We start from the raw sequence: 24705 nt of genomic DNA, 5'->3' as shown, positions 1-24705 counted from the left end.
TTATCGGTACACATAGCTATGATTTCTTTAATAAAGTAAAACGACTTTAAAGTTAATAAAAACTATCTTTCTATGTGTTTAAAAAAAAATAAGTTGAATTACGCCTAACGGTTTAATAATAAAATAATGAAAAAAATATACAATCCAAAACCCGAAACTTGGTCTGAAATTCTAAAACGACCAACTCAAACCATAGAAGATATTGAACTTACCGTAAAAGAAATTTTTAAAGAAGTTCAGAAGAAAGGTGATGCTGCGGTTGCAAAATATACTTCTATTTTTGATGGAATTGCTCCAGAAAATTTAGAAGTTTCTAAAGTAGAAATTAACCAAGCAATTGCATCTATTTCTGCGGAATTAAAAAGCGCTATTCAACTGGCAAAATCGAATATAGAGAAATTTCACACCGCCCAAAAAACAGATAAAGTTTTTGTCGAAACCACAGAAGGTGTGAATTGTTGGCAAGAAAAAAGACCAATCCAAAAAGTGGGTTTATACATTCCTGGAGGAACTGCACCATTATTTTCAACGGTTTTGATGCTTGCAGTTCCTGCAAATATTGCTGGTTGCAACGAAATTGTTTTGTGTTCACCACCAGATAAAAGCGGAAACATCAATCCAGCGATTTTATATGCTGCTAATTTATGTGGAGTAACCAAAATCTTAAAAGTGGGCGGAATTCAGGCCATTGCAGGAATGACTTTTGGAACAAAATCAATTCCAAAAGTGTATAAAATCTTTGGACCAGGAAACCAGTTTGTGACTGTAGCCAAACAACTCGCAACCCAATTTGGCGTAGCAATCGATATGCCAGCTGGACCAAGCGAATTGCTAATAGTTGCTGATGATTCTGCCATTCCAGCCTTTGTAGCTTCCGATTTATTATCACAAGCGGAACACGGAACCGACAGTCAAGTGATTTTAGTTTCAACTTCAAAAACATTGATTGACGAAGTGGAAGCAGCAATTCAATCTCAAATTAAAGCGTTACCAAGAAAAGCCATTGCCGAAAAAGCCATTGCCAATTCCAAATTGATTTTTGTCGAAAATGACAAAATCGCTTTGAAACTAATCGACGAATATGGACCAGAACATTTTATTATTTGCACCAAAGATGAAGATTTTTATGTACAAAATATCCAGAATGCAGGTTCGGTTTTCATTGGCAATTATACACCAGAAAGTGCTGGAGATTATGCTTCGGGAACTAATCATACCTTGCCAACCAATGGATATGCCAAGAATTACAGTGGCGTAAATTTGGATAGTTTTTTGAAATCTATGACCTTTCAAAAAATATCCGAAAAAGGAATTCAAAATATTGGCAACGCTATAGAAATTATGGCAGAAGCCGAAGGATTGCAAGCCCACAAAAATGCAGTTACTTTGCGATTAGCATCCTGCAAGGTTTCTAAAACCTTGTAGGTATTTATAATAATCACACCTACAAGGTTTTAGAAACCTTGCAGGTGTAAAATTGAATAAAAATGAATTTCGATATAAATAATTTAGTTCGAGAAAACGTAAAGTCAATGAAACCTTATTCGTCAGCACGGGACGAATTTGAGGATTTTGATACAGCAGATATGATTTTCTTGGATGCCAATGAAAATCCATTCCAAAATGGCGTGAATCGTTATCCAGATCCGCAACAAAGCAGTGTAAAAGTAGTTTTGGCAAAACAAAGAAATGTAAACCCTAACCAAATTTTACTCGGAAACGGAAGCGACGAAGTATTGGATTTAATTTTCAGGGCTTTTTGCGAACCAAAGATAGACAATGTAATTACGTTACCACCAACCTACGGAATGTATGGCGTTTTGGCAAATATTAATGCTGTAGAAAATAGAGAAGTGTTGCTTTCGGAAAATTTTCAACCACAAGTCGAAAAGATTCTTAATGCTGTTGACGAGAATACCAAAATAATCTTTTTGTGTTCGCCAAATAATCCAACAGGGAATTCTTTTTCGGATGAAAGTGTGGTAAAATTACTGGAGAATTTTAAAGGTTTGGTAGTAATTGACGAAGCCTATATCGACTTTTCTGACAAGCAAAGTTGGTTGGCTAAAATGGACGAATATCCCAATTTGGTTATCACGCAAACGCTTTCAAAAGCATACGGTTTGGCAGGAATTCGTTTGGGAATTTGTTATGGTTCAGCGGCAGTAATTTCGGTTTTAAACAAAATAAAACCGCCTTACAACGTCAATGAATTAACACAATTGAGAGCTTTAGAAAGATTGGCAAATCCAGAAAAAATTAAGTCAGAAATAATATCGATTATAGCGCAAAGAGAGAAATTACTTAAAGTATTGGTTGATGTAAAATTTGTTGAAAAAATCTATCCAACAGAAGCCAATTTTATTTTGATAAAAGTGGATGATGTCAACAAAAGATACAATGAATTGATTGCCAAAGGAATTGTAATTCGAAACAGAACAACCCAACCTTTATGTGAAAACACCTTGCGTTTGACGATTGGAACGGAAGAGGAGAATAAAAAATTAATAGAATCACTAGCCCTGTTAGAGTTTTAAACCCTAACAGGGTTAAATACTTAAATGAAAATGAAAAAAATACTTTTTATAGATCGCGACGGAACAATGGTTTTAGAACCAAATGATTATCAATTAGACAGTTTCGAAAAATTGGAATTCTATCCAAAAGCCTTTCAATATCTAGGAAAAATTGCTTCCGAGTTGGATTTCGAATTGGTGATGGTGACCAATCAAGACGGTTTGGGAACGGATTCACATCCAGAAGCTAACTTTTGGCCTGTACATAATTTGGTGATGAAAGCTTTCGAAAATGAAGGAGTTGTTTTCAGCGAAGTGTTGATTGACAAATCTTTTCCTTACGAAAATTTACTAACCCGTAAGCCCGGAACTGCAATGTTGACGAAATACATTAATAATCCAGCTTATGATTTAGAAAATTCATTCGTGATTGGAGACAGAATAACCGATGTGGAATTGGCAAAAAATCTAGGTTCAAAAGCTATTTTCATCAGCACGAATGAAGAATTGGGAAGTGATGAGATTTCTTCAAAAAGACACGAATTGGATACTGTTATTGCTTTGCAAACCACAGAATGGAAAACCATTTATGAGTTTTTGAAATTGGAGGAACGTTCGGCTTCGATAATCAGAAAAACGAATGAAACTGATATTTATATCAACCTAAATTTGGACGGAACAGGAAAAAGCAAAATCGAAACCGGAATTGCTTTTTTCGATCACATGCTAGACCAAATCGCGCGTCACGGACAAATGGATTTAGAAATCATCGTAAAAGGCGATTTAGAAGTGGATGAACACCACACAATTGAAGACACAGCAATTGCCTTGGGAGAAGTTTTTGCCAAAGCATTAGGAAATAAATTAGGAATAGAAAGATATGGTTTTTGTTTGCCAATGGATGATTGTTTGTCTCAAGTGGCGATTGATTTTGGAGGTAGAAACTGGTTGGTTTGGGAAACCGAATTCAAACGCGAAATGGTGGGCAAAATGCCAACGGAAATGTTCTATCATTTCTTCAAATCTTTTTCAGACGGAGCCAAAGCCAACATCAACATCAAAGCCGAAGGAACCAACGAACACCACAAAATCGAAGCCATTTTCAAGGCTTTCGCCAAAGCGATAAAAGTAGCTGTAAAACGCGATACGGAAAAAATGATTTTGCCAAGTACGAAAGGGATGCTTTAGGTTTAGAATTTCCTGCAAGGTTTTTTCAAACCTTGTAGGTATTCAAAATACTTTATAATTACACCTACAAGGTTTGAAAAAACCTTGCAGGAGAAACACAAGAATAAATGAAAATAGTAATCATAAATTACGGAGCAGGAAATATTCAAAGCATTCTATTTGCTATCGAAAGATTGGGATTTAAAGCCGTTTTGAGTAACAATCGGAACGAAATAAAGTCGGCAGACAAAGTGATTTTTCCAGGAGTAGGAGAAGCGAGTTATGCTATGAAAATGCTTCAAGAAAGCGGATTGGATACTTTGATTCCTACATTGAAACAACCCGTTTTAGGAATTTGTTTGGGAATGCAATTGATGTGCAATTCATCTGAAGAAGGTAATACCAAAGGTTTGGGAGTTTTTGATGTGGATGTTATAAAATTTTCTTCCAAAGTTAAAGTGCCACAAATGGGATGGAACAACATTTACGATTTGAAATCGGATTTATTCAGCGGCATTGCCGAAAATGAATATATGTATTTAGTTCACAGTTTTTATGCTCCAATTTGTGCTGAAACGATTGCTACAACGAATTACGAAATGGAGTATTCATCTGCATTAGAAAATGATAATTTCTATGGAACTCAATTTCATCCCGAAAAAAGTGGCGATGTAGGAGAGCAAATCCTTGGAAACTTTTTGAAGCTATAAATTTCAATGGCAAAAATCAATATTTAAAAATTAATGGAATGAGATTGCTTCGTTCCTCGCAATGACAAATAAAATGAGAATAATACCTGCAATAGACATCATCGAAGGAAAATGTGTTCGCTTATCGAAAGGCGATTACAATACTAAAATCATATACAACGAAAATCCGCTTGAAGTAGCCAAATCATTCGAAGCGCACGGAATCGAATATTTGCATTTGGTAGATTTGGATGGCGCAAAATCGAGCAAAATTGTTAATTATAAAATATTGGAGCAAATCGCTTCGCAAACTAAATTGAAAATTGATTTTGGTGGAGGATTAAAGTCAGATGCCGATTTAAAAATTGCATTCGAAAGTGGTGCAAACCAAATCACGGGAGGAAGCATCGCAGTGAAAAACAGAGCTATTTTCGAAAAGTGGATTTCAGAATACGGTTCTGATAAAATCATTTTGGGTGCAGATGCCAATAACGAAAAAGTGGCTGTTTCTGGATGGTTAGAAGATTCAAATGAAGACTTGGTTCCGTTTATTCAAGAGTATCAAAAGAAAGGAATTGAGTATGTAATTTGCACTGATATTGCCAAAGACGGTATGCTTGAAGGACCAAGTTTTGATTTGTATGCTAAAATTTTGGCTGAAGCCAAAGGAATCAAATTAATTGCTTCGGGAGGAATTTCTACTTTTGACGAATTACCAAAATTAGCCGAATTGGGTTGCGAAGGAACGATAATTGGCAAAGCGATTTACGAAGGAAGAATTTCTTTGAAACAATTAGAAAATTATATAATGTAAAGACGCGATTAATCGCGTCTCTACCGTAACAACAAAAATAATGTTAACAAAAAGAATAATCCCTTGCCTCGACATCAAAAACGGAAGAACCGTGAAAGGCGTTAATTTCGTAGATTTGCGAGATGCCGGTGATCCTGTGGAACTGGCGAAAATCTATTCGGATGAAGGTGCGGACGAATTGGTTTTCCTGGATATTTCGGCAACGGAAGAACGCAGAAGAACATTGGTTGATTTGGTACGAAAAGTAGCAGCAACCATTAATATTCCGTTTACTGTTGGTGGTGGAATTTCTGCAGTTTCAGATGTGGAAGTATTGTTGCAAAACGGTGCTGATAAGGTTTCTATCAATTCATCGGCAGTAAAAAATCCGCAATTGATTAATGATTTGGCGCAGAAATTTGGTAGCCAATGTATTGTTGTGGCAATTGATGCCAAGCAAATTGATGGAGAATGGATTGTGCATTTGGTAGGAGGAAAGATTCCAACTGAAATTAGACTATTTGATTGGGCACAAGAAGTAGAACAGCGTGGAGCGGGAGAAATCCTTTTCACTTCGATGAATCACGATGGAACCAAAGCTGGTTTTGCTAACGAAGCTTTGGCAAAATTGTCCGAATTAGTAAATATTCCGATAATTGCTTCTGGTGGAGCTGGAACTATCCAACATTTTGTGGATACCTTTGTTGAAGGAAAAGCAGATGCAGCCTTGGCGGCAAGCGTGTTTCATTTTAAGGAAATTGAAATCAAAACATTGAAAAGAGAACTTAAAAATAATAATATTGAGGTTAGAATTTAGTCCGTGGTATAATTCCGACCGACTATAACTAAGTAAAAACAATACGATTTATGAATATCCGAATAGCAGACGAGCAAAAAGATTACGACAAAATTTGGAAAATATTCTCAAATGTTATTTTGACAGCCGATACCTATGTTTTTGACCCAAAAACACCAAAAGAAGCATTGCATAAAAATTGGTTTGCCAATTATATGGACACTTTTGTTGCAGTAGACGACAATGACGAGATATTAGGAACTTACATTATCAAGCCTAATCAAATTGACTTAGGCAACCACATTGCTAATTGCAGTTATATGGTAAACCCAAAATATCAAGGACAAGGAATAGGAAGAAAATTATGTGAACATTCCATAAAATTTGCAAAGGACAAAGGGTATTTAGGAATACAGTTTAATATTGTAGTAAGCACAAATACTAATGCTGTAGCGCTTTGGAAAAAATATGGATTTAAAATTATAGGAACAACACCAAAAGGTTTTAGACATAAAAACATAGGATTTGTAGACACTTATATAATGTTTAAAGACTTACAGGACAACTAATAGAATTAAAAAATATTAAATTAGATAATTTTAAAATAAAAAAATGAATATAGATTTTTCAAAAAACGCTGACGGATTAATTCCTGTAATCATCCAAGACTGTGAAACAAAAACCGTTTTGATGCTCGGTTATATGAATGTTGAAGCTTATCAAAAAACAATCGAAACTCAAAAAGTAACTTTTTACAGCCGTTCCAAACAAAGACTTTGGACAAAAGGAGAGGAAAGTGGTAACTTTTTAAATTTGGTTTCCATCAAAAATGATTGTGATAATGACACGTTTTTGGTACAAGTAAAACCAGAAGGACCAACTTGTCATACAGGTTTAGATACGTGCTGGCAAGAAGCTAACAATCAGGAATATGGTTTTATTTCTAAACTTGAAGAAACGATAAAAGCTAGACGAGAAGATTCTGATTCAGGGAAAAGTTATGTAGCATCGTTATTCAAATTAGGGATTAATAAAATTGCTCAAAAAGTAGGAGAGGAAGCGATTGAAGTTGTCATTGAAGCCAAAGATGATAACAAGGATTTGTTTTTGAGCGAAAGCGCCGATTTGCTTTTTCATTTCCTGATTTTATTGCAAGCCAAAGGATTTCTATTGAATGATGTTGTTGATGTTTTAAAAGGACGCCAAAAATAAGTCATCCTTTTCAGTTAATTTTCACACACAAAAACCCAATAGTTTATTCATTTACTATTGGGTTTTATTTTTTTCTTTTATATCCAATAGCAATCCACTATATTTACTTTTTATTAGAAATTACAACACATTTAATGCAAGAGATGAATTCAGAGAATACTACAATTACGCAAGAATTAAATAATCCAAAAACAAAAAACGGGCTCCAAATCCTTTTGAAAACAGATGAAGATGATGCCAGACCAGTATATATTTCAGGTAATTTTAATAATTGGAGAACACAGGACAAGGATTTTATGATGCAAAAAATTGGGACTGATTCCTATCGTTTTGAATTTGCGCCGAATTTTGATTATCCAAAAGAGCTTTTATATAAATTTACAAAAGGGGATTGGAGTGAAGTTGAAATAGACACACTTGGAAACCGAACTGAGAATCGTACAACCACAAAAAATTCGGGAATTTTAAACGAATACGTGGCGCGATGGAGAAAAAATTGGTTGCCTTTCAAACAATCTTTTTTACCTCAAGTGTTACTAATTTCAGACGAATTTGAAATTCCGCAACTCAATAAAACCAGAAAAATTTGGGCGTTACTTCCGCACGATTATGATTCGTCTAGCGAAAGTTATCCTGTAATGTATTTGCAGGATGCACAAAATTTATTCAATGAAAAAGCGCCTTACGGCAATTGGGAAATTGATAAAAAACTCGCAGTTATGGCTGAGTATAAAATTGGAAAAATCATCATTATTGCCATAGAACATGCTGAAAAAGACCGTATCAAGGAATACAATGTTGGCAAAACAGTACTCGGAAAAGGGCAAGGCAAACAATATATAAAATTTGTTACCGAAACTTTGAAACCTTTTGTTGATAGCAATTTCAGAACTAAAAAAGAACGAGAATTTACAGGAATTGGTGGAAGTTCTATGGGTGGTTTAATCAGTGTTTTTAGTGGATTAATGTATCCTGAAATCTACGGGAAATTGATGATTTTTTCGCCTTCACTTTGGGTTGTTCCAAAATTAACGATTGATTCCGAAAAAACTGAAGACACCAAGATATATTTGTACGCTGGTGGTCACGAAAGTGAAACGATGATTGAACACGTGAAAACTTTTAGAAAAAATATAATTGCAAGCGAATTTGTCAAAGACAAAATGAAAATCAATTTGAGTATCAATTTAGAAGGAAAGCACAACGAAACCTATTGGAGCGACGAATTTCCAAAGGCAATTGAATGGCTATTTTTTAATTCAAAAGCATAAACGCATGAAAACAAATACAATTCAAAACCTTGAAGGATTTTCAGGAACTATCTTAATTCCTGTATTCGAAACATATGCAAAAAGTTTGGTTCCCATTGAATTCCATGGAATTTCAGTTCATTCAAAAGTTTTCTACGGAAAAAAAGACACTCATTATGTGGTCGAAAAATACGATTGTACTCATATATTTATTGGTTTAGGTGCAGCCATAGATTATAAATCACTGAAAACTACTTTCCGAAGAATTTCCGCCAAACAAAAAGATTTATTAGGAACAACAGTGGCTTTGGTTCTACCAGAACAATTCACGGTTGAACAGGTTGAAGCTACTATTTCTGGACTATTGTTAGGAACCTATGATTTAGGACATTTCAAAAAAACAGATAAACATCCGTTTTTAAATGACGATTTTGAATTGTCAATTCTGTCCAAAAATGATTTTATTGAAACAACAAACAAAGCATTAAAAATTGCTAAAGCACAACTCGAAATTCTAAATCTGGTGGATTTGCCTCCCAATGTTGTTACGCCAAAATACCTGTCTAATTGGGCAAACGAAACTGGAAAAAAGTTCGGTTTTGAGGTGGAGACTTTAGGTTTCGAAGCATCAAAAAAAGCAGGGTTAGGCGCATTTTTATCCGTTGGAAAAGGAAGCGAAAACGAGCCACAATTTGTTATTATGAATTATTATCCCAAAAATGCAAATGCTAAAACAAAGCATGTAGGTTTAGTAGGAAAAGGAATCACTTTTGACACCGGTGGATTGAATATTAAAACTGCAGGAATGGTACACATGAAATGCGATATGGCTGGCGGTGCAGCAGTTTTTGGAGCAATGCAATTAATTTCGGATTTAAAATTACCTGTAAAAGTTACGGCAATTGTGCCTTGTGCCGAAAACTCGGTGGATTCTAAATCGTTTTTACCAAGTGATGTCATTCATTCTTATGCAGGTCATTCGATAGAAATTATTGATACGGATGCCGAAGGTCGATTGATTTTAGCTGATGGATTGTCGTATTTAATCAAAAATTTTAAACCCGAGTATATTGTTGATATTGCCACCTTAACAGGAAGTGCAGTTGGAACTTTTGGTTACGAATGTGCCGCTTTGTTTACTAATAATGAAGCTATTTCAAAGAAATTGCAAGAATCTGGAGACGCTATCGGGGAAAGACTTTGGCAATTGCCACTTTGGGATTCTTACAAATCAGATATCGAAAGTGACATTGCCGATGTGAAAAATTACAGCGGAAAACCTTTTGCTGGAGCTATTTCGGCAGCAAAATTTTTGGAATATTTTACTGAAGAACACAAAGCCTGGGCGCATCTTGACATAGCAGGAGTTGCTTTTGGCGATGATGAATTTGCAAAAAGCAAACACGCAACAGCTTATGGTGTTCATTTATTAACTAAATTCATTGAAAATTTATAACTATGGAAAACTCTAAAACTTTCATCTGCATTTCGAATTATTTTAAAGGGTCTGATTTTTTAATTCATTTAAAAAGTCTTGGCAACAAAGTCTATTTAATCACCAGCGAAAAATTACGAGATAAACCTTGGCCTTTTGATCACATTGACGAAGTTTTCTATATGGCTGGACAAGATACGGATTGGAATTTAGAGCATTTGTTACTTGGAGTTGGCAATTTGATGAAAACCAATAAAATTGATGCCATTGTAGCCTTGGATGACTTCGATGTTGAGAAAGCAACTTATCTGCGTGAAAACATAAGAATTGAAGGAATGGGACAAACCACAGGTCGCTATTTTAGAGATAAATTGGCGATGCGAATGAGAGCCAAAAGTTGCGGAATTTCGAATCCCAATTTTTGTTCCTTATTTAATGATCACGACATCAATACATTCGCAGACACAATTTTGCCACCGTGGGTTCTGAAACCACGTTCCGAAGCATCCGCATCTGGGATAATCAAAGTTTATGACAAGGAAAGTTTGTGGATTCACATTAACGAAATGGGGAATAATCGCTTCAAATATTTGCTGGAACAATTTCGTCCTGGCGATGTGTATCATTGTGATAGTTTGGTTTTGAATGGCAAAGTCCTGTTCAGTATTACATCAAAATACTTGACAACGCCAATGGAGATTTCGCAAGGTGGAGGAATTTTTCGTTCTGCTAATATTCTCTATGATTCTGAGGATGATGTTGCTATAAAAGCTGTAAATGAGCAGGTTATCAAAGGTTTTGGATTAAAACACGGAGCCGCACATTCAGAATATATTAAATGCAACGATAACGGGAAAATCTATTTTCTGGAAACATCTTCCCGAGTTGGTGGCGCACATCTTGCCGAAATGGTTGCCGAAGCTTCGAATATCAACCTTTGGGCAGCATGGGCAGCTATTGAAGATTCTTTGGCAAAAGGAACTAAATATACTTTGCCAAAAGTAAAAAAAGGTTATGCCGGAATTGTGTTGACTTTGTCGAAATTTCAACATCCAGATTTGTCTTCGTTTTCGGATCCTGAAGTTTGTTTCAGAGTACCTTTAGATTATCACGCTGGTTTAATCGTAAAATCCGATTCGAGTGAACGTGTTTTAGAATTATTGGACGATTATGCCAAACGTTTAACCTCTGATTTTGCTACTGTAGTGGAGCAAAAGAAAGTAGATAAGTTGCATTAATAGGCTGTGTTTTGTCATTCTGACGAAGGAAGAATCTCTACAAACGTGAGCATCAAGATGAGATTCTTCCTTCGTCAGTGTTGCAAATTGCCTACTATTATTTTGTCGATAAATTAAAAAATATTTCATGAACAAATATCTAAGCATTGTTTTTATTGCATTTCTTATTTCCAATAGCTCGAATGCACAAGGACTTCTTGGAGATAAACAAGAAGTTTTCACCAGACAAGACACTCTTCGCGGAAGTATTACCAAGGAAAGAGCTTGGTGGGACGTGAAATATTACCATCTTGAAATCAAGGTAAATCCTGCCGACAGCACGATTACGGGTTCAAATACCATTCGTTATCAAGTTTTGACTAAATCTAATCGAATGCAAATTGATCTTCAAGAACCCTTGAAAATCTCCAAAGTAATTCAGGACGGAAAGGAACTAAAATATCAAAGAGACGCTAGTGTGTTTTATATTGATTTAGTTGTACCACAAAATCCGGGAGAAATAAAAGAACTCATCGTTTTTTATGGTGGAAAACCTAAAATTGCAGTGAATCCGCCTTGGGACGGAGGAATTACTTGGAAAAAAGACGCCAATGGAAAACCTTTTATTGCTTCGAGTTGTCAAGGATTAGGCGCCAGTGTTTGGTGGCCAAACAAAGATCATATGTACGATGAAGTAGACGATATGCTCATCAGTGTGAATGTTCCCAAGAATTTAACGGATGTATCCAACGGTCGTTTGCAAAGCGTAATTGATTTAAAGGATGGAACTAGAACGTTCAATTGGTACATATCAAATCCTATCAATAATTATGGTGTAAACATTAACATAGGCGATTATGTTTCCTTTTCCGAAGTTTATAAAGGCGAAAATGGCGATTTGGATTGCGATTATTATGTATTGAGAGACAATTTGGAAAAAGCAAAAATACAATTTAAAGAAGTTCCACGAATGTTGAAAGCTTTCGAAAATTGGTTTGGACCCTATCCTTTTTATGATGACGGTTACAAATTAGTCGAAGCTCCGTATTTAGGAATGGAACACCAAAGCAGTGTTACGTATGGTAACGGCTATCAAAACGGCTATTTAGGAAAAGATAGAAGCGGTTCTGGTTGGGGATCAAAATTCGATTATATTATTATTCACGAATCAGGACACGAATGGTTTGCGAATAATATTACCTACAAAGACATCGCTGATATGTGGATTCACGAGAGTTTCACTACCTATTCCGAAAATCTTTTTGTGGAATATTATTTTGGAAAAGAAGCTGGAGCTGAATATGTACGTGGACAGCGAAAGGGAATCCAGAATAAAAAACAGATGATTGGAAAATATGATGTCAATAGGGAAGGTGCGGATTTGTATAATAAAGGTGCCAATATGCTGCATACATTACGCCAAATCGTGAATGATGACGAGAAATGGAGAACGATTTTAAGAGGTTTGAACAGCACTTTTTACCACCAAACCGTTACCACTAAACAAATTGAAGATTATATAAGTCAAAAGGTTGGACTTGATTTAGCCCCGTTTTTTGGACAATATTTAAGAGACATTAGAATTCCAACTTTCGAATATAAATTCAAGGGCAATACGCTTTGGTATCGCTGGACAAATTGTGTTCCTGGTTTTACGATTCCTGTAAAAGTTACGCTGAACGGAAAAGAACAATGGCTGAAACCTCAAGCAGAATGGACTAATTTACCACAATCTGCAAAAGATTTAAAAGTAGAAGTAGACAATAATTTTTATGTTAATGTGATTAATAACAACTAAACATTGAATTAAAACTACTTTTTCTTAAACTGAATCGGGTTTTTGCCCACCACTTTTTTGAAAACTCTATTAAAGTAGGACAAACTTTCAAAACCACAATCGTAGCAAGTTTCGGTTACATTTTTATCACTTTTCAAAAGTCTTTTAGCTTGCTCAATACGGTATTGATTCAAGAATTCCGTAAAAGTTAATCGTGTCATTTTCTTGAAATAGCGACAAAAAGCAGCCATGGATAAATTTGTTAGTTTTGAAATTTCCTCAATAGAAATCGCTCTTTGATAGTTGTTTTCGATAAATTTATAAACCACTTTTAATCGCAATTGCTCTTTGTTATTGTATAAGTTTTCAAATGGTTCATCGTGCAAAAGTGTCATTTCTGCTGTGGTTGCCAAAATCTGGAATAAAGACAATACTTCTATAAATTGCTCAAAGTGAGTTAACAAATGTATTGCTTGAAGTCTTTTTCCAACTTTTTCTTTAATCTCACCCTGAAAACAAACTACCCTTTTTGAGTTTTCAAATAGTTCATAAATTGAAGCTAATTCTGGTGTTGCAATAAAATCATTTTTGAAAAAATCTTCCTTTATCTGCAAAACTACTTTTTCATACTCGGTTTTAATACCATAATCAAAATTCAAATGTGGAATATTGGAACCTATAAAAACCAAATCACTTCCTTCAAAATTGCCAACATAATTTCCTATTCTCAATGTTCCGATTGGTGCAACTATAAAAGTCAATTCAAATTCAGGATGAAAATGCCAATAATAAAAATCATTCAGTTTTGGATTTACCAATATTCTAAAGGAACTTCCCGCTAATCGTTTTATATCTTCAAAAACTATTTTCACATCAATATTAATTTTGGAATTGTTCAAAAATGTACATAAACATATTTAAAAGTACTAAAAAAATCAATATTGTACAAATTATAGTAATTTTTGTGGAAGTTTAGCATTTTACCTTTTTCTAATTTTGAATTATTAATAACACTAAATATTTAAATAATGGAAATGAATAAATCTATGACACCTACAATGACTCCAACAATGGTTGCAAATAATGTCCATAAGGATATTCCTGGAAATCCATCAACATCAACATCGAGCATCTCAAAATTAAACGATCGTTCTAACGGAAAACCGTTGCGTTTGCTTACCGAGGAAGACTGGAAATTTTGGATTGAGAATGGATATATTGTAATAAAAAATGCGGTACCAAAAGCAAATGCTAAAAAAATGGCTGACTTTTTATGGGAATTTGAAGAAAAAGATCAAGATGATTCGGCAACTTGGTATGCACCACCAAGAGCCGAAATGCAAATGAAAGAGCTAACTAACAGCGGCATGGTTGAAGTTTACAACCATCAATACCAGTGGGATAATCGCCAAATGCAAAAAGTATATGATGCGTTTGTAGATATTTGGGGAACCGAAAAATTATGGGTAACCATTGACAGAGCCAACCTCAATTTACCCATTAGACCTGATTATGATTTCAAAGGATTCATTCATTGGGATTATGACCCAGAAACGAAACCACAAAACGTGCAAGGTGTTCTTGCTCTCGCTGACCAAACAGATCCAAATATGGGTGGTTTTCAATGTATTCCTGATTTGTATCGTAATTATGATACTTGGAAAATAACACAACCCGAAGACAGAAACCGCTTTAAACCTGATGTAACTGGTCTTGAAGATAAATTTGTAAAAGTAAAAATGAACGCTGGTGATTTATTGATTTTCAATAGTACGCAACCGCACGGCATTCGCCCCAATATTACAAAAGACAAAGTAAGAATGGCGCAATACATATCAATGATGCCTGCGGAAGAAGATAACGAAGCACTACGCCAATGGCGAGTAAATTCATGGAGAAACCGCATCGCGCCCGAAGGTTATGCATTTCCTGGTGACCCAAGAAATTGGGAACAAACTAAATATAAAACAGCTGAGTTGACCACACTTGGAGAAAAATTATTAGGACTTACTCATTGGTAATGAAAAAGGGGATGTTTAGGATTCCTTTTTTTATATAACCCAATTTCCTAGAATATTATAGCAAGTTATTTTTGATGTACTTGTAACTTAGCGCTGCAGATTCAATTGGATTGGGTTTGTAATTAGATTCATGTTCTAAAAAGAAACGTTTCATTCCAGAAAGTTTAGCTTGATTAAAAATAGTTTTAAAATCAATCGAACCAGTTCCAATTTCAGCATTAAAATCTGGATTTAATTTATCCATATCTTTCACATGCCACATAGTGAAACGTCCAGGATGTTCCTTAAATAATTGTAATGGATTATATCCCGCACGAACTACCCAATATAAATCCATTTCAAAATCCACTACGTTTTTATCGGTTTCATTTAATAAAATCTCGTATCCATTTGTTGATCCAAACTTGGTGAATTCAAAAGCATGATTGTGATACGCTAATTTTAAACCTTGAGCTTTACAGAGTTCACCCATTTTATTTATTTGTAGCGCTAGTTTTTTGTAATCATCTCCACTTGTTCCTCTTAATTCTGAAACTATATAAGGTATTGTTACATATTCGCTTTCGAGATGCTTCGCTGTTTCTATGTATGATTTTATAAGATCTGTATTGCCATCTTTGATTATAGAATTAAAATCGAAATGATTACTCGTAGCTTTTAAACCATTGTCGTCAAGCATTGATTTAAAATCATGAACCGAAGTACCAAAAAATCCATTCTTTAGAGAAAACCCAAAAGTTTCTACTTCTGAAAATCCAGCTTTACTAATCTGTTCCAAAACTCCTTTGACATCTTTTGGTAAAGTTTCACGTAGTGTCCACAATTGAATTCCGATAGCATTCTTTTTTGAGTTAAAAGCAAAGGAAGGAGCAATGGTTAGTGCACCTAATGCTAAACCAGTATTAATTAAAAAATCTCTTCTTTTTATCATGGTTTATTTTTTAATTAGTTAAATATCACAAATTGCAATTGCTTGTTTCAATGAAGTTAGTTTGTCTGGATTTTTTGGAATAAATTCTTGCCCAACAAAACCTTTGAAACCAGTTTTTGCAATTGATTTCATTATTGCTACATAATTTAATTCCTGTGTACTATCAATTTCATTACGTCCTGGAACACCTGCCGTATGAAAATGTGCAATATATTGATGGTTATCTCTAATATTTCTAATTACATCTCCTTCGTCAATTTGCATGTGATAAATATCATAAAGAAGTTTAAAATTTTCGGAGTTCAAACGTTTTGCTAATTCTACTCCCCAAGATGTTCTGTCACATTGATAATCTTTATGGTCTATTTTACTGTTTAGCAATTCCATCACTAATATTACATTGTGTTTTTCAGCCAAAGGAATTAGTTTTTGTAAACCAATGACACAATTATCCCAACCTTCTTCATCTGTTTTTCCTCTTCGGCTGCCGCTAAAACAAATTAGATTTTTGTAACCAGCTTCGGCCACCATTGGAATCATTTCAGTATACTTATTTAGCAGTGTTTCATGAAATTTAATATCATTGAAACCATCGACTAGATTTATTTCTGCACCGTTACACATTGTAGAAACTAAATCATATTTTTTCAATGTAGGCCAAGATTCTGGGCCTACTAAATCTATACCAGTAATCCCCATTTTTTTTGCTTCAATGCACAGTGTTTCTATATCAATACTACTAAAACACCAGCGTGAAACGGAGTGATTTATGTTCCCTTTTAATTTACCCAATTGTGTTTCTGTTTCATTTTTTGGCATAGCCAAAGCAGAAAATCCAGAAGGAATTCCTATCGCTGCTGTTCCAGCTAGTATTCCTTTTATTGCAGATCTTCTATTTAGATTAATACTCATTTTTTATAGTTTTATACAGCAGAAGATGTTTCTTCTGATTTGTTTTTTTCATTGAATAAAAGTGCAAAAATCAGTAGTACTGACAAGGCAATTCCGGCTGGAATTCCCCAAACCATTTCCCAATTTATAGTGCCATCTAATAATTTATAATTATCCGTTATCCAACCTGCAACAGCAAAACCTATCAACATACCAACTCCATAAGTAGCTAATGTGATTAGACCTTGAGCAGCACTTTTATATTTTTCTCCTGCTTTTGAGTTGGTATAAATTTGACCCGAAACAAAAAAGAAATCATAACAAATACCGTGTAATGCAATCCCTAGAATAAGCATAAAACTTAAATCATCTCCATTACCATAAGCAAATAAAACATAACGAATTACCCATGCAAACATTCCAACCAAGATTGTTTTCTTGAAACCAAAACAGGTAAAAAATACAGGAATCAATAATAAAAATAAGGCTTCGGATATTTGACCAATTGCCATTTTTCCTGTAGGATTTTCTACTCCGGCTTCTGTTAAAAATGGATGTGCGTTTTGATAATAAAAAGCAAGAGGAATACAAATAAGAATAGAGGATATAAAAAATATAGCAAAGTTTTTATCTTTCAAAAGCATTAAAGCATCAAGACCTAAAATATCTCCAATTTTAATTTTTTCGTCAGTTACTTTTGGTAGTGTTTTAGGCAATGTAAAACTAAATATTCCTAAAATCAAAGCTCCTGTTCCTGCTAAAAGGAAGGTGTTTTTAAGCAATCCTTCGGAAACAGCCTCGGCAGCATCCCAATGGAAAATGAAACTAATAGACAATCCTGCTAAAATCCAGCCAATTGTGCCCCAAACTCTAATTTTGGCAAACTCTTTTTCGGGATTTTTCATTTGATTAAAAGAAACTGAATTTACTAATGCTAATGTTGGCATATATAAAATCATATAACTTAAAGCATAGGTGTAGAATATTCCAACCTCTTCCGACTGGTACATTTGGTACATTAAAAAGGCGCCAATTAAATGTAACATTCCTAAAATTTTTTCCGCATTAAAATAACGATCTGCAATCAAACCAACTATAAAAGGTGCAATAATAGCACCCCAAGATTGAGTCGAAAAAATAGCTGCAGTTTCCGAGCCAGAAGCTTTGAGGTTATTTCCCAGAAAAGTTCCGAGGGTGACAAACCAAGCACCCCAAATAAAAAACTCCAGGAACATCATTATGGATAATTTAATTCGGATAGTTGTATTCATATTTATATTTGGTTTATTATTTTTTTGGTTAATTGTTATTTCTATAATTACATCCCGGCTTCACAACCTGTTGTAATTTTCATAGTATTCCATTCTTTTATCATAATGTTTCTGTACGAAACTTTATCTCCATGATCTTGTAGAGCTATTTTCCCTTTTTTGAATGCTGCGAAACCTGACCAAGTTGCAAATTTACTTCCTGCCACCAAATTTTTAAAATTTGCATCCCAAAGTGTTGTTTCTACAACTTTCACCCCGTTGAGTAACATTGTAAGTTTTCCGAATTTACATACTAAATCTACTGAATTCCATTCTCCAACTGGCTTGACAGGTTCAGATGTGCTTTTTATTAAATCATATAAATCACCTGCTCTGTGTTTTTCAATTTTTCCATCTGGGTGACCATCATTGTCTAATACTTGCATTTCCAATCCAGTTTCATAGGTGTTTTTGAATTTTGTCAAATCCTCATTTATATAAAAAATAATACCACTGTTTGAATTTGGTGCTACTTTCCATTCCAATTTTAAATGAAAATTCTGATATTCAACATCAGTTACAAGATCTCCGCCCTGACCGTTTTGAGCAGCAACAGGATCAAAATGCAATACACCATCTTCTACTTTCCAACCAGAACCGGCAGTTGTTTTTCCGTAAGTATGCCATCCAGATGTACTTTTTCCATCAAATATTGATTTAAACCCTTTGGGTATCGTTTGGGAATGTACGAATTGAATCATTGATATTATTAGAATTAATGAGGTAAAAATATTTTTAATCATCTTTAGTGTTTTTATTATTTATATTTTTTATTTTACAAAGTCAATGCTCTCCAACCTTGACGATACTCTCTCTTTACAAACTGATTTACTTCATCAAAATTTGTAATTTTCATTGTGTTGTTATCCCACAATAATTTCACAGAACGTCCAGGATAGACTTCTTCTCCAAGTTCTTCCTTTTTTATATCATACCCTCTAATGGCGAGATTAGCGATTAATAAAGCTTCGGTTAAAGGACCCGCTATTTCGAAAGAGGAACTTAATTGTTTTTTTCCATAACCTGCAATTGCAGCCTCAATCCATTGTTTGTAATGACCTTCTGAACCGTCGATTACTCTTTCATATTTTTGAGCAATATTGATATTTTCATTTTTGCTAAGGGGAAGCAAGCGAGGATTTAAACCATAGGTGTCACACATCATTTTCCCTTTTGTCCCAGTAAATAATGTACCGTTTCCGCCATCTCCAAAGATTTCATTCGGACCTAATTCTGTTGGTCTTTCAGGTTGAATTCCTCCATCCATCCAATGTACTTTGACATCTCCGTTTGTTTTTTCCGTTTTAGGAAATGTTAAAGTCACATGACTTGAAGGAGGACAACTCTCAGGGAAATAACCTCTTTGAAATTCATCTACATAAACAGAACCAACACTACATTGTACATCTTTGGCATATTGTAAGTTTAATACACTAAAGGGAGTCTCAAGTAAATGACAACCCATATCACCTAGAGCACCTGTTCCAAAATCCCACCATCCGCGCCAGTTAAAGGGCACTAGTTTATTTACATAGTCTTTATGAGGCGCAGTTCCTAACCATAAATCCCAATCTAATTCTTTTGGAATTTCGGCTTTATTGGTATACCAAGGAATCCCTTGAGGCCAAACTGGACGATCTGTCCAAGCGTGAATAGTATGAACGTCTCCAATTAAACCCGCTTCATACCATTCTTTCATTATTCGGGTACCATCATTTGAGGCACCTTGATTTCCCATTTGGGTTACTACTTTATATTTTTTGGCGGCTTCGGTCAAAATTCGAGCTTCATAAATATCATGAGCAATTGGTTTTTGAACATACACATGTTTTCCTAATTGCATTGCAGAAAGTGCTTGAATAGCGTGATTATGATCTGGTGTAGAAACTGAAACGGCATCGAAGTTTTTATGTTCTTTTTCCAACATTTCTCGCCAATCCTTATAAAATTTTGCTTTTGGAAATGCATTTACACTTGTGGCTGCTCTTCTAGTGTCAACATCGCATAAAAATGAAATATCGGCTTTTCCGCTTTTAGCAAACATTGCAATATCAGATTTTCCTTTTCCGCCAATGCCTATGCTGGCAATTGACAAGCGATCACTGGGTGCAACAAAACCTCTGCCCAAAACATGGCGAGGAATAATCATAAATGCCGCTGCAGCAGCAGTTGTTGTTTTTATAAAATCACGACGGTTATTCGTAATTTTATCAACTTCTTCTTTTTTCATTTAAGGTTAATTGAATTAATAAATTAAAACTATAAATAAATAAGCATCTTTAACTATTTGATAAATATATACTTTTTTATCATTTTTTTAATGATAAGATATATTTTGCAATAGATTTAGCATCATCTTTTTTTAACGAAGCATGCGCTGCCATAGGAATATTACCCCAAACACCGGAACCACCTTTCATTATTTTATTAGTTAGATAATTAATGTTTTTTTCATTCAATGGATATTTTTTTGCAATATCTAAATAAGATGGACCAATTAATTTTTTGTCTAATTTATGGCAGCCAACACAATCCATTTTTGAAATTAATTTTTCTCCATCCGAAGTTTGTTCGGTTGGAGTCATTTTTTTTTCGTAATTTACATTAAAGTTTTCTCTAGTAAAAGAAGTTAAAGCAATCAACGTAACGCCTAAAATTAAGTATGTAATTTTCATTTTTTTTATATTTATAATCCTAAATTTTTTCTGTTAAATTCTGTATTTGTTGCTACAGCTGCAAAATCATCAAAAGCTTTATCGGTCACTTTAATGATGTGTTTTTTAATAAATTCTGAACCTTCACGGGCTCCATCTTCTTGATTTTTAAGACAACATTCCCATTCCATAACCGCCCAGCCGTTAAAATCATATTGTGCCAATTTGCTGAAAATCGTTTTAAAATCAATTTGACCATCTCCAAGAGAGCGATAGCGTCCCGCACGGTTTATCCAACTTTGATATCCTCCAAAAGTTCCTTGCTTTCCCGTTGGATTAAACTCGGCATCCTTTACATGAAAGGCTTTGATTCGTTCGTGATAAAAATCAATATATTGTATGTAGTCTAATTGTTGCAATACAAAATGGGATGGATCATATAAAATACAGGCTCTAGAATGATTATTTACAGCTTTCAAGAACATTTCATAAGTTTCTCCGTCAAATAAATCTTCTCCTGGGTGAATTTCATAGCAAAGATTGATTCCATTTTGATCAAACTCATTTAAAATAGGAAGCCAACGTTTAGCCAATTCTGCAAAACCGTCTTCTACTAAACCCGCTGGTCTTTGAGGCCAAGGATGAAAATATTGCCAAAGTAAAGAACCACTAAATGTTGCATGTGCATTTAATCCTAAATTTTGAGAGGCTTTTGCAGCATATTTCAATTGTTGCACAGCCCATTCCTGTCTTGCTTTTGAATTTCCATGAACGTTAACAGGAGCAAATGCATCAAAAAAATCATCATAGGCTGGATGAACCGCAACCAACTGACCTTGTAAATGTGTTGATAATTCCGTTATTTCTAAACCGTATGAAGCAATTTTACCTTTCAGTTCATCTGTATATGTTTTACTTTCTGCAGCTTTTTGTAAATCGATGAATCGAGTATCTAATGTCGGCATTTGAATACCTTTAAAACCTAAATCTGCAGCCCATTTACAAATACCTTCTAAGGAATTAAAAGGGGCTTTATCGCTAATAAACTGTGCTAAAAATACTGCAGGTCCTTGTATTGTTGTCATATTATATTTTGTCTAAAAAATTTTATGAAATCCTAGTTTTGTTACAAAACATAAGGAGTCCATTTTTTATCAGATTGGGATGATGCAACTACGTTATCAATAAATGCCATTCCACGAATTCCATCTTCGACGGTTGGGAAATCTAACATTTCTGGAGTGGGTACTGTACCATCTAATTTACATCCTAGTGTTAGGGCAAAATTGCGGTAAATATTAGCAAATGCTTCTAAATAGCCTTCTGGATGTCCGCCAGGAGTTCTGCAATTGTGTGTTGCAAAAGTAGATAAATTTGCATAATTAGTTCCTGCTCTTAAAATCTGAGTGGGTTCATCTAACCATCTAACCATTAATGTGTTTGGATCATGTTGTAACCATTCGATTCCGCCTTTTTCGCCATAAACTCTTAATTTTAATGCATTTTCTTCGCCAGCAGCTACTTGAGAAGCCATTAAAACCCCTTTCGAACCATTATCAAATTTCAATAATACCGCTCCATCATCATCCATGATTCTACCTTCGACTAAGGTGTTTAATTCGGCACAAACATCCGTAATTTTAGCTCCAGTAATATACTCGGCTAAATGTGCTGCATGGGTACCAATGTCACCCATAACAGAACTCTTTCCTGATTTTTTAGGGTCAGTTCTCCAAGCTGCTTGTGCATTACCTTCTCTTTCGGAGAGTTTACTCAGCCATCCTTGAGGATATTCAACCCAAACTTTTTTAATTTTTCCCAATCTTCCATCTCTAACCATTGCTTTGGCTTGTTTGACCATTGGATAACCAGAGTAGGTATACGTTAAACAAAGGATTAATCCTTTTTCGGCTACTTTTTGTTGCAAAAGTTTTGCTTCTTCCAATGAAAAAGTCATCGGTTTTTCGATCACAACGTTAAAACCATAATCCAAAGCCATCATGGCAGGTGCAAAATGTGCAAAATTTGGTGTAACAATAGTAACAAAATCGATTCTTTCGTCAGCAGGCAATGCAGCTTCAGCTTTAATCATTTCCTGATAAGTCAAATAAGTTCTTGATTCTGAAAGGAACAAGGCTTTACCTGATGCAATAGCTATTTCAGGTTTTATGCTTAATGCACCACAACTTATTTCAATCAGTCCATCCATATTGGCAGCTAAGCGGTGAATTGCGCCTATAAAAGCATCTTGGCCACCGCCTACCATTCCCATTCTTAATTTTCTCATAATGATGAACCTAAATATTTCCTTTTTTTAATTCTTTTACTGCATAATCACAGGCTCTAGCCGTCAAAGCCATAAATGTTAATGATGGATTTTGACAAGCTACAGAAGGCATACAGGAACCATCAGTAACAAATACATTATTCACTTCGTGCATTTGATTCCATTTATTTAATACAGAATCTTTGGGGTCGTTACCCATTCTCGCTGTACCCATTTCGTGAATTGCCATACCTGGATAACAGTCATTATCATAGGTTTTTACATTTTTTATTCCTGAAGCTTCGAGCATTTCTGCTGCATCATTCATCATGTCCTCCCTCATTTTTGCTTCATTCTCTTTGTACTCACAATCAATAGCCAATACAGGTTGTCCCCATTTGTCTTTTTTATTATGATCAATGTAAACCTTGTTTTCATAATAAGGCAACATTTCTCCAAAACCACCTAATCCCATATTCCAGGAATCAGCGGGTAACGACATGGTATCTTTAAAATCACCACCAAAAGCCAATTCCGCAACTTCTTTGTGCCATAATCCTCGGCTTGCTCCGCCTTGATAACCAAAACCTCTTAAGTAATCCCTTTTGTCATTACCTACATTCTGATATCTTGGAATATAAATTCCGTTGGCTCGTCTTCCGTATGTATATTTATCCTCAAATCCTTCAGCGGTTCCTTCTGCACCACAACGAAAATGGTGGTCCATCAAATTATGTCCTAATTGCCCGCTGGCATTTCCCATTCCATTTGGATGTGCATCTGAAGTTGAATTTAACAAAATAAAAGTTGATCCTAAAGTGGACCCATTTACAAAGACAATTTTGGCATAAAACTCCATAGTTTCATTTGTTTCGGCATCAATAACCATTACTCCTTTTGCTTTTTTAGTGTCTTTGTCATAAATGATATGATTTACAATTGAGTAGGGTCGTACTGTCAATCTATTGGTTGCCATTGCAGCAGGCAGTGTAGAAGATTGGGTGCTGAAATATGCTCCAAACGGACAACCACGACTGCATGAATTTCTATATTGACAACTGCCACGACCATTATGAGGTACGGTTAAGTTTGCTGTACGACCAATTGTTAGAATACGGGTTTTGTTATAATGTTTTTCTAATCTTTCTTTGACTGATTTTTCTACACAATTTAAATCCATAGGTGGTAAAAACTTACCATCTGGTAAAAGAGGCCATTTTTCGGCTTGCCCACTGATTCCTGCAAATTTTTCTACATAATCGTACCATTTTGTAATATCTTTATAGCGAATAGGCCAATCATTTCCATACCCATCTTTTAAATTATCTTCAAAATTAGGATCGCTGAAACGGTAACTTTGACGACCCCACATTAAAGATTTACCACCAACATGAAATCCTCTATACCAGTCAAAACGTTTGTCTTCGGTATATGGGCATTCCAGATCATTAACCCACCATTTTTCAGTAGCTTCATTGTATGGATAATCTCTTGTTTGAATTGGATGCGTGGCAATTTGCGCTTGTGTCAGTTTTCCTGCGTGTTCAAATTCCCATGGTGCTTTCATCGCCGATTCATAGTCTTTAACGTGCTCAATGTTCATCCCTCTCTCTAGCATCAAAACTTTTAATCCTTTTTCGGTAAGTTCTTTTGCAGCCCAACCGCCACTAATTCCTGATCCTATTACAATAGCATCATAGGTGTTTTCCTCTTTTAAATTGGTATTTATATTCACTTGTAGTTTTTTTTATAAATAGGTTTAACAAAAGATTCCAAAATC

The 24705-nt window shown here is 34.8% G+C and carries 23 protein-coding genes; 13 read left to right on the top strand and 10 right to left on the bottom strand.

All coding sequences use genetic code 11. The features are described 5' to 3' along the window. Positions 1 to 126 precede the first annotated feature (126 nt). The 12 genes from hisD (at position 127) to RMO53_RS12235 (ending at position 12873) form a co-directional block, all read left to right on the top strand. The gene (hisD, locus tag RMO53_RS12290; RefSeq protein WP_310381208.1) at positions 127 to 1425 is read left to right on the top strand and encodes a histidinol dehydrogenase; all 1299 of its coding nucleotides are present in this window, start codon (positions 127 to 129) and stop codon (positions 1423 to 1425) included. A 62-nt stretch (positions 1426 to 1487) separates the two neighbouring features. Continuing rightward, complete coding sequence (hisC, locus tag RMO53_RS12285; protein WP_310381205.1) at positions 1488 to 2537, top strand: histidinol-phosphate transaminase; 1050 nt, start codon at positions 1488 to 1490, stop codon at positions 2535 to 2537. A 30-nt stretch (positions 2538 to 2567) separates the two neighbouring features. Further along, a complete protein-coding gene (gene hisB / locus RMO53_RS12280; RefSeq protein ID WP_310381202.1) occupies positions 2568 to 3704 on the top strand; it encodes a bifunctional histidinol-phosphatase/imidazoleglycerol-phosphate dehydratase HisB in 1137 nt (378 codons plus the stop codon). 107 nt (positions 3705 to 3811) lie between these two features. Continuing rightward, on the top strand, positions 3812 to 4393 hold the full coding sequence (gene hisH, locus RMO53_RS12275; protein WP_310381199.1) for an imidazole glycerol phosphate synthase subunit HisH: 582 nt from the start codon (positions 3812 to 3814) through the stop codon (positions 4391 to 4393). Positions 4394 to 4466: 73 nt separating this feature from the next. Further along, the gene (hisA, locus tag RMO53_RS12270; RefSeq protein ID WP_310381194.1) at positions 4467 to 5186 is read left to right on the top strand and encodes a 1-(5-phosphoribosyl)-5-[(5-phosphoribosylamino)methylideneamino]imidazole-4-carboxamide isomerase; all 720 of its coding nucleotides are present in this window, start codon (positions 4467 to 4469) and stop codon (positions 5184 to 5186) included. 40 nt (positions 5187 to 5226) lie between these two features. Further along, positions 5227 to 5982 (top strand): imidazole glycerol phosphate synthase subunit HisF, encoded by a 756-nt coding sequence (gene hisF, locus RMO53_RS12265; protein ID WP_310381193.1) that lies wholly within the window; start codon positions 5227 to 5229, stop codon positions 5980 to 5982. Between the two features lie 50 nt (positions 5983 to 6032). Continuing rightward, positions 6033 to 6530 carry a GNAT family N-acetyltransferase gene (locus RMO53_RS12260; RefSeq protein WP_310381189.1) on the top strand — a complete coding sequence of 166 codons (498 nt, stop codon included), beginning with the start codon at positions 6033 to 6035 and terminating at the stop codon, positions 6528 to 6530. Between the two features lie 43 nt (positions 6531 to 6573). Beyond that, positions 6574 to 7173, top strand: coding sequence for a bifunctional phosphoribosyl-AMP cyclohydrolase/phosphoribosyl-ATP diphosphatase HisIE (gene hisIE / locus RMO53_RS12255; RefSeq protein ID WP_310381188.1), 600 nt, complete (start codon positions 6574 to 6576; stop codon positions 7171 to 7173). 143 nt (positions 7174 to 7316) lie between these two features. Continuing rightward, positions 7317 to 8444, top strand: a complete 1128-nt coding sequence (locus tag RMO53_RS12250; protein ID WP_310381185.1) for an alpha/beta hydrolase-fold protein — start codon at positions 7317 to 7319, stop codon at positions 8442 to 8444. Between the two features lie 4 nt (positions 8445 to 8448). After that, positions 8449 to 9879, top strand: a complete 1431-nt coding sequence (locus RMO53_RS12245; RefSeq protein ID WP_310381183.1) for a leucyl aminopeptidase family protein — start codon at positions 8449 to 8451, stop codon at positions 9877 to 9879. A gap of 2 nt (positions 9880 to 9881) precedes the next feature. Continuing rightward, positions 9882 to 11096, top strand: coding sequence for an ATPase (locus RMO53_RS12240; protein WP_310381181.1), 1215 nt, complete (start codon positions 9882 to 9884; stop codon positions 11094 to 11096). A gap of 127 nt (positions 11097 to 11223) precedes the next feature. Continuing rightward, positions 11224 to 12873, top strand: a complete 1650-nt coding sequence (locus RMO53_RS12235) for a M1 family metallopeptidase (protein ID WP_310381178.1) — start codon at positions 11224 to 11226, stop codon at positions 12871 to 12873. 14 nt (positions 12874 to 12887) lie between these two features. On the opposite strand, the gene RMO53_RS12230 is transcribed toward RMO53_RS12235, so the two are convergent. Further along, positions 12888 to 13724 carry an AraC family transcriptional regulator gene (locus RMO53_RS12230; protein WP_310381175.1) on the bottom strand — a complete coding sequence of 279 codons (837 nt, stop codon included), beginning with the start codon at positions 13722 to 13724 and terminating at the stop codon, positions 12888 to 12890. Between the two features lie 156 nt (positions 13725 to 13880). On the opposite strand from RMO53_RS12230, the gene RMO53_RS12225 reads away from it, so the two are divergent. Further along, positions 13881 to 14873, top strand: a complete 993-nt coding sequence (locus RMO53_RS12225; protein WP_310381171.1) for a phytanoyl-CoA dioxygenase family protein — start codon at positions 13881 to 13883, stop codon at positions 14871 to 14873. Positions 14874 to 14928: 55 nt separating this feature from the next. Here RMO53_RS12225 and RMO53_RS12220 read toward each other — a convergent pair whose 3' ends face one another. From RMO53_RS12220 to RMO53_RS12180, 9 genes are all read right to left on the bottom strand, one after another. Continuing rightward, a complete protein-coding gene (locus tag RMO53_RS12220; protein ID WP_310381169.1) occupies positions 14929 to 15804 on the bottom strand; it encodes a sugar phosphate isomerase/epimerase in 876 nt (291 codons plus the stop codon). 18 nt (positions 15805 to 15822) lie between these two features. After that, positions 15823 to 16716, bottom strand: a complete 894-nt coding sequence (locus tag RMO53_RS12215; RefSeq protein WP_310381166.1) for a TIM barrel protein — start codon at positions 16714 to 16716, stop codon at positions 15823 to 15825. An 11-nt stretch (positions 16717 to 16727) separates the two neighbouring features. Then, positions 16728 to 17966, bottom strand: a complete 1239-nt coding sequence (locus RMO53_RS12210) for a nucleoside permease (protein WP_310381163.1) — start codon at positions 17964 to 17966, stop codon at positions 16728 to 16730. 47 nt (positions 17967 to 18013) lie between these two features. Continuing rightward, positions 18014 to 18748 carry a DUF1080 domain-containing protein gene (locus tag RMO53_RS12205; RefSeq protein ID WP_310381159.1) on the bottom strand — a complete coding sequence of 245 codons (735 nt, stop codon included), beginning with the start codon at positions 18746 to 18748 and terminating at the stop codon, positions 18014 to 18016. 32 nt (positions 18749 to 18780) lie between these two features. After that, the gene (locus RMO53_RS12200) at positions 18781 to 20235 is read right to left on the bottom strand and encodes a Gfo/Idh/MocA family oxidoreductase (protein WP_310381156.1); all 1455 of its coding nucleotides are present in this window, start codon (positions 20233 to 20235) and stop codon (positions 18781 to 18783) included. A 79-nt stretch (positions 20236 to 20314) separates the two neighbouring features. Continuing rightward, entirely contained in the window at positions 20315 to 20680 is a 366-nt protein-coding gene (locus tag RMO53_RS12195; RefSeq protein WP_310381153.1) for a c-type cytochrome, read from the bottom strand. 11 nt (positions 20681 to 20691) lie between these two features. After that, positions 20692 to 21744, bottom strand: coding sequence for a sugar phosphate isomerase/epimerase (locus RMO53_RS12190; protein ID WP_310381151.1), 1053 nt, complete (start codon positions 21742 to 21744; stop codon positions 20692 to 20694). Between the two features lie 41 nt (positions 21745 to 21785). After that, the gene (locus tag RMO53_RS12185) at positions 21786 to 22946 is read right to left on the bottom strand and encodes a Gfo/Idh/MocA family oxidoreductase (protein ID WP_310381148.1); all 1161 of its coding nucleotides are present in this window, start codon (positions 22944 to 22946) and stop codon (positions 21786 to 21788) included. Between the two features lie 10 nt (positions 22947 to 22956). Beyond that, positions 22957 to 24660, bottom strand: a complete 1704-nt coding sequence (locus RMO53_RS12180; protein ID WP_310381145.1) for a GMC family oxidoreductase — start codon at positions 24658 to 24660, stop codon at positions 22957 to 22959. Between the last annotated feature and the right edge of the window lie 45 nt (positions 24661 to 24705).

The organism is Flavobacterium sp., from assembly GCF_031409475.1.
Lineage (GTDB): Bacteria > Bacteroidota > Bacteroidia > Flavobacteriales > Flavobacteriaceae > Flavobacterium.
The sequence above is the reverse complement of the archived record's forward strand: the minus strand, read 5'-3'. Positions and strand labels throughout refer to the sequence as shown.

Coding starts and splice junctions, on each gene's coding strand:
- RMO53_RS12240 (WP_310381181.1), top strand. CDS start 9,882: ATGGAAAACTCTAAAACTTTCATCTGCATTTCGAATTATTTTAAAGGG.
- hisF (WP_310381193.1), top strand. CDS start 5,227: ATGTTAACAAAAAGAATAATCCCTTGCCTCGACATCAAAAACGGAAGA.
- hisH (WP_310381199.1), top strand. CDS start 3,812: ATGAAAATAGTAATCATAAATTACGGAGCAGGAAATATTCAAAGCATT.
- RMO53_RS12245 (WP_310381183.1), top strand. CDS start 8,449: ATGAAAACAAATACAATTCAAAACCTTGAAGGATTTTCAGGAACTATC.
- RMO53_RS12205 (WP_310381159.1), bottom strand. CDS start 18,748: ATGATTAAAAATATTTTTACCTCATTAATTCTAATAATATCAATGATT.
- hisA (WP_310381194.1), top strand. CDS start 4,467: ATGAGAATAATACCTGCAATAGACATCATCGAAGGAAAATGTGTTCGC.
- RMO53_RS12185 (WP_310381148.1), bottom strand. CDS start 22,946: ATGAGAAAATTAAGAATGGGAATGGTAGGCGGTGGCCAAGATGCTTTT.
- RMO53_RS12210 (WP_310381163.1), bottom strand. CDS start 17,966: ATGAATACAACTATCCGAATTAAATTATCCATAATGATGTTCCTGGAG.
- hisC (WP_310381205.1), top strand. CDS start 1,488: ATGAATTTCGATATAAATAATTTAGTTCGAGAAAACGTAAAGTCAATG.
- RMO53_RS12235 (WP_310381178.1), top strand. CDS start 11,224: ATGAACAAATATCTAAGCATTGTTTTTATTGCATTTCTTATTTCCAAT.
- RMO53_RS12250 (WP_310381185.1), top strand. CDS start 7,317: ATGAATTCAGAGAATACTACAATTACGCAAGAATTAAATAATCCAAAA.
- RMO53_RS12260 (WP_310381189.1), top strand. CDS start 6,033: ATGAATATCCGAATAGCAGACGAGCAAAAAGATTACGACAAAATTTGG.
- RMO53_RS12200 (WP_310381156.1), bottom strand. CDS start 20,235: ATGAAAAAAGAAGAAGTTGATAAAATTACGAATAACCGTCGTGATTTT.
- RMO53_RS12190 (WP_310381151.1), bottom strand. CDS start 21,744: ATGACAACAATACAAGGACCTGCAGTATTTTTAGCACAGTTTATTAGC.
- hisD (WP_310381208.1), top strand. CDS start 127: ATGAAAAAAATATACAATCCAAAACCCGAAACTTGGTCTGAAATTCTA.
- hisB (WP_310381202.1), top strand. CDS start 2,568: ATGAAAAAAATACTTTTTATAGATCGCGACGGAACAATGGTTTTAGAA.
- RMO53_RS12225 (WP_310381171.1), top strand. CDS start 13,881: ATGGAAATGAATAAATCTATGACACCTACAATGACTCCAACAATGGTT.
- RMO53_RS12215 (WP_310381166.1), bottom strand. CDS start 16,716: ATGAGTATTAATCTAAATAGAAGATCTGCAATAAAAGGAATACTAGCT.
- hisIE (WP_310381188.1), top strand. CDS start 6,574: ATGAATATAGATTTTTCAAAAAACGCTGACGGATTAATTCCTGTAATC.
- RMO53_RS12195 (WP_310381153.1), bottom strand. CDS start 20,680: ATGAAAATTACATACTTAATTTTAGGCGTTACGTTGATTGCTTTAACT.
- RMO53_RS12220 (WP_310381169.1), bottom strand. CDS start 15,804: ATGATAAAAAGAAGAGATTTTTTAATTAATACTGGTTTAGCATTAGGT.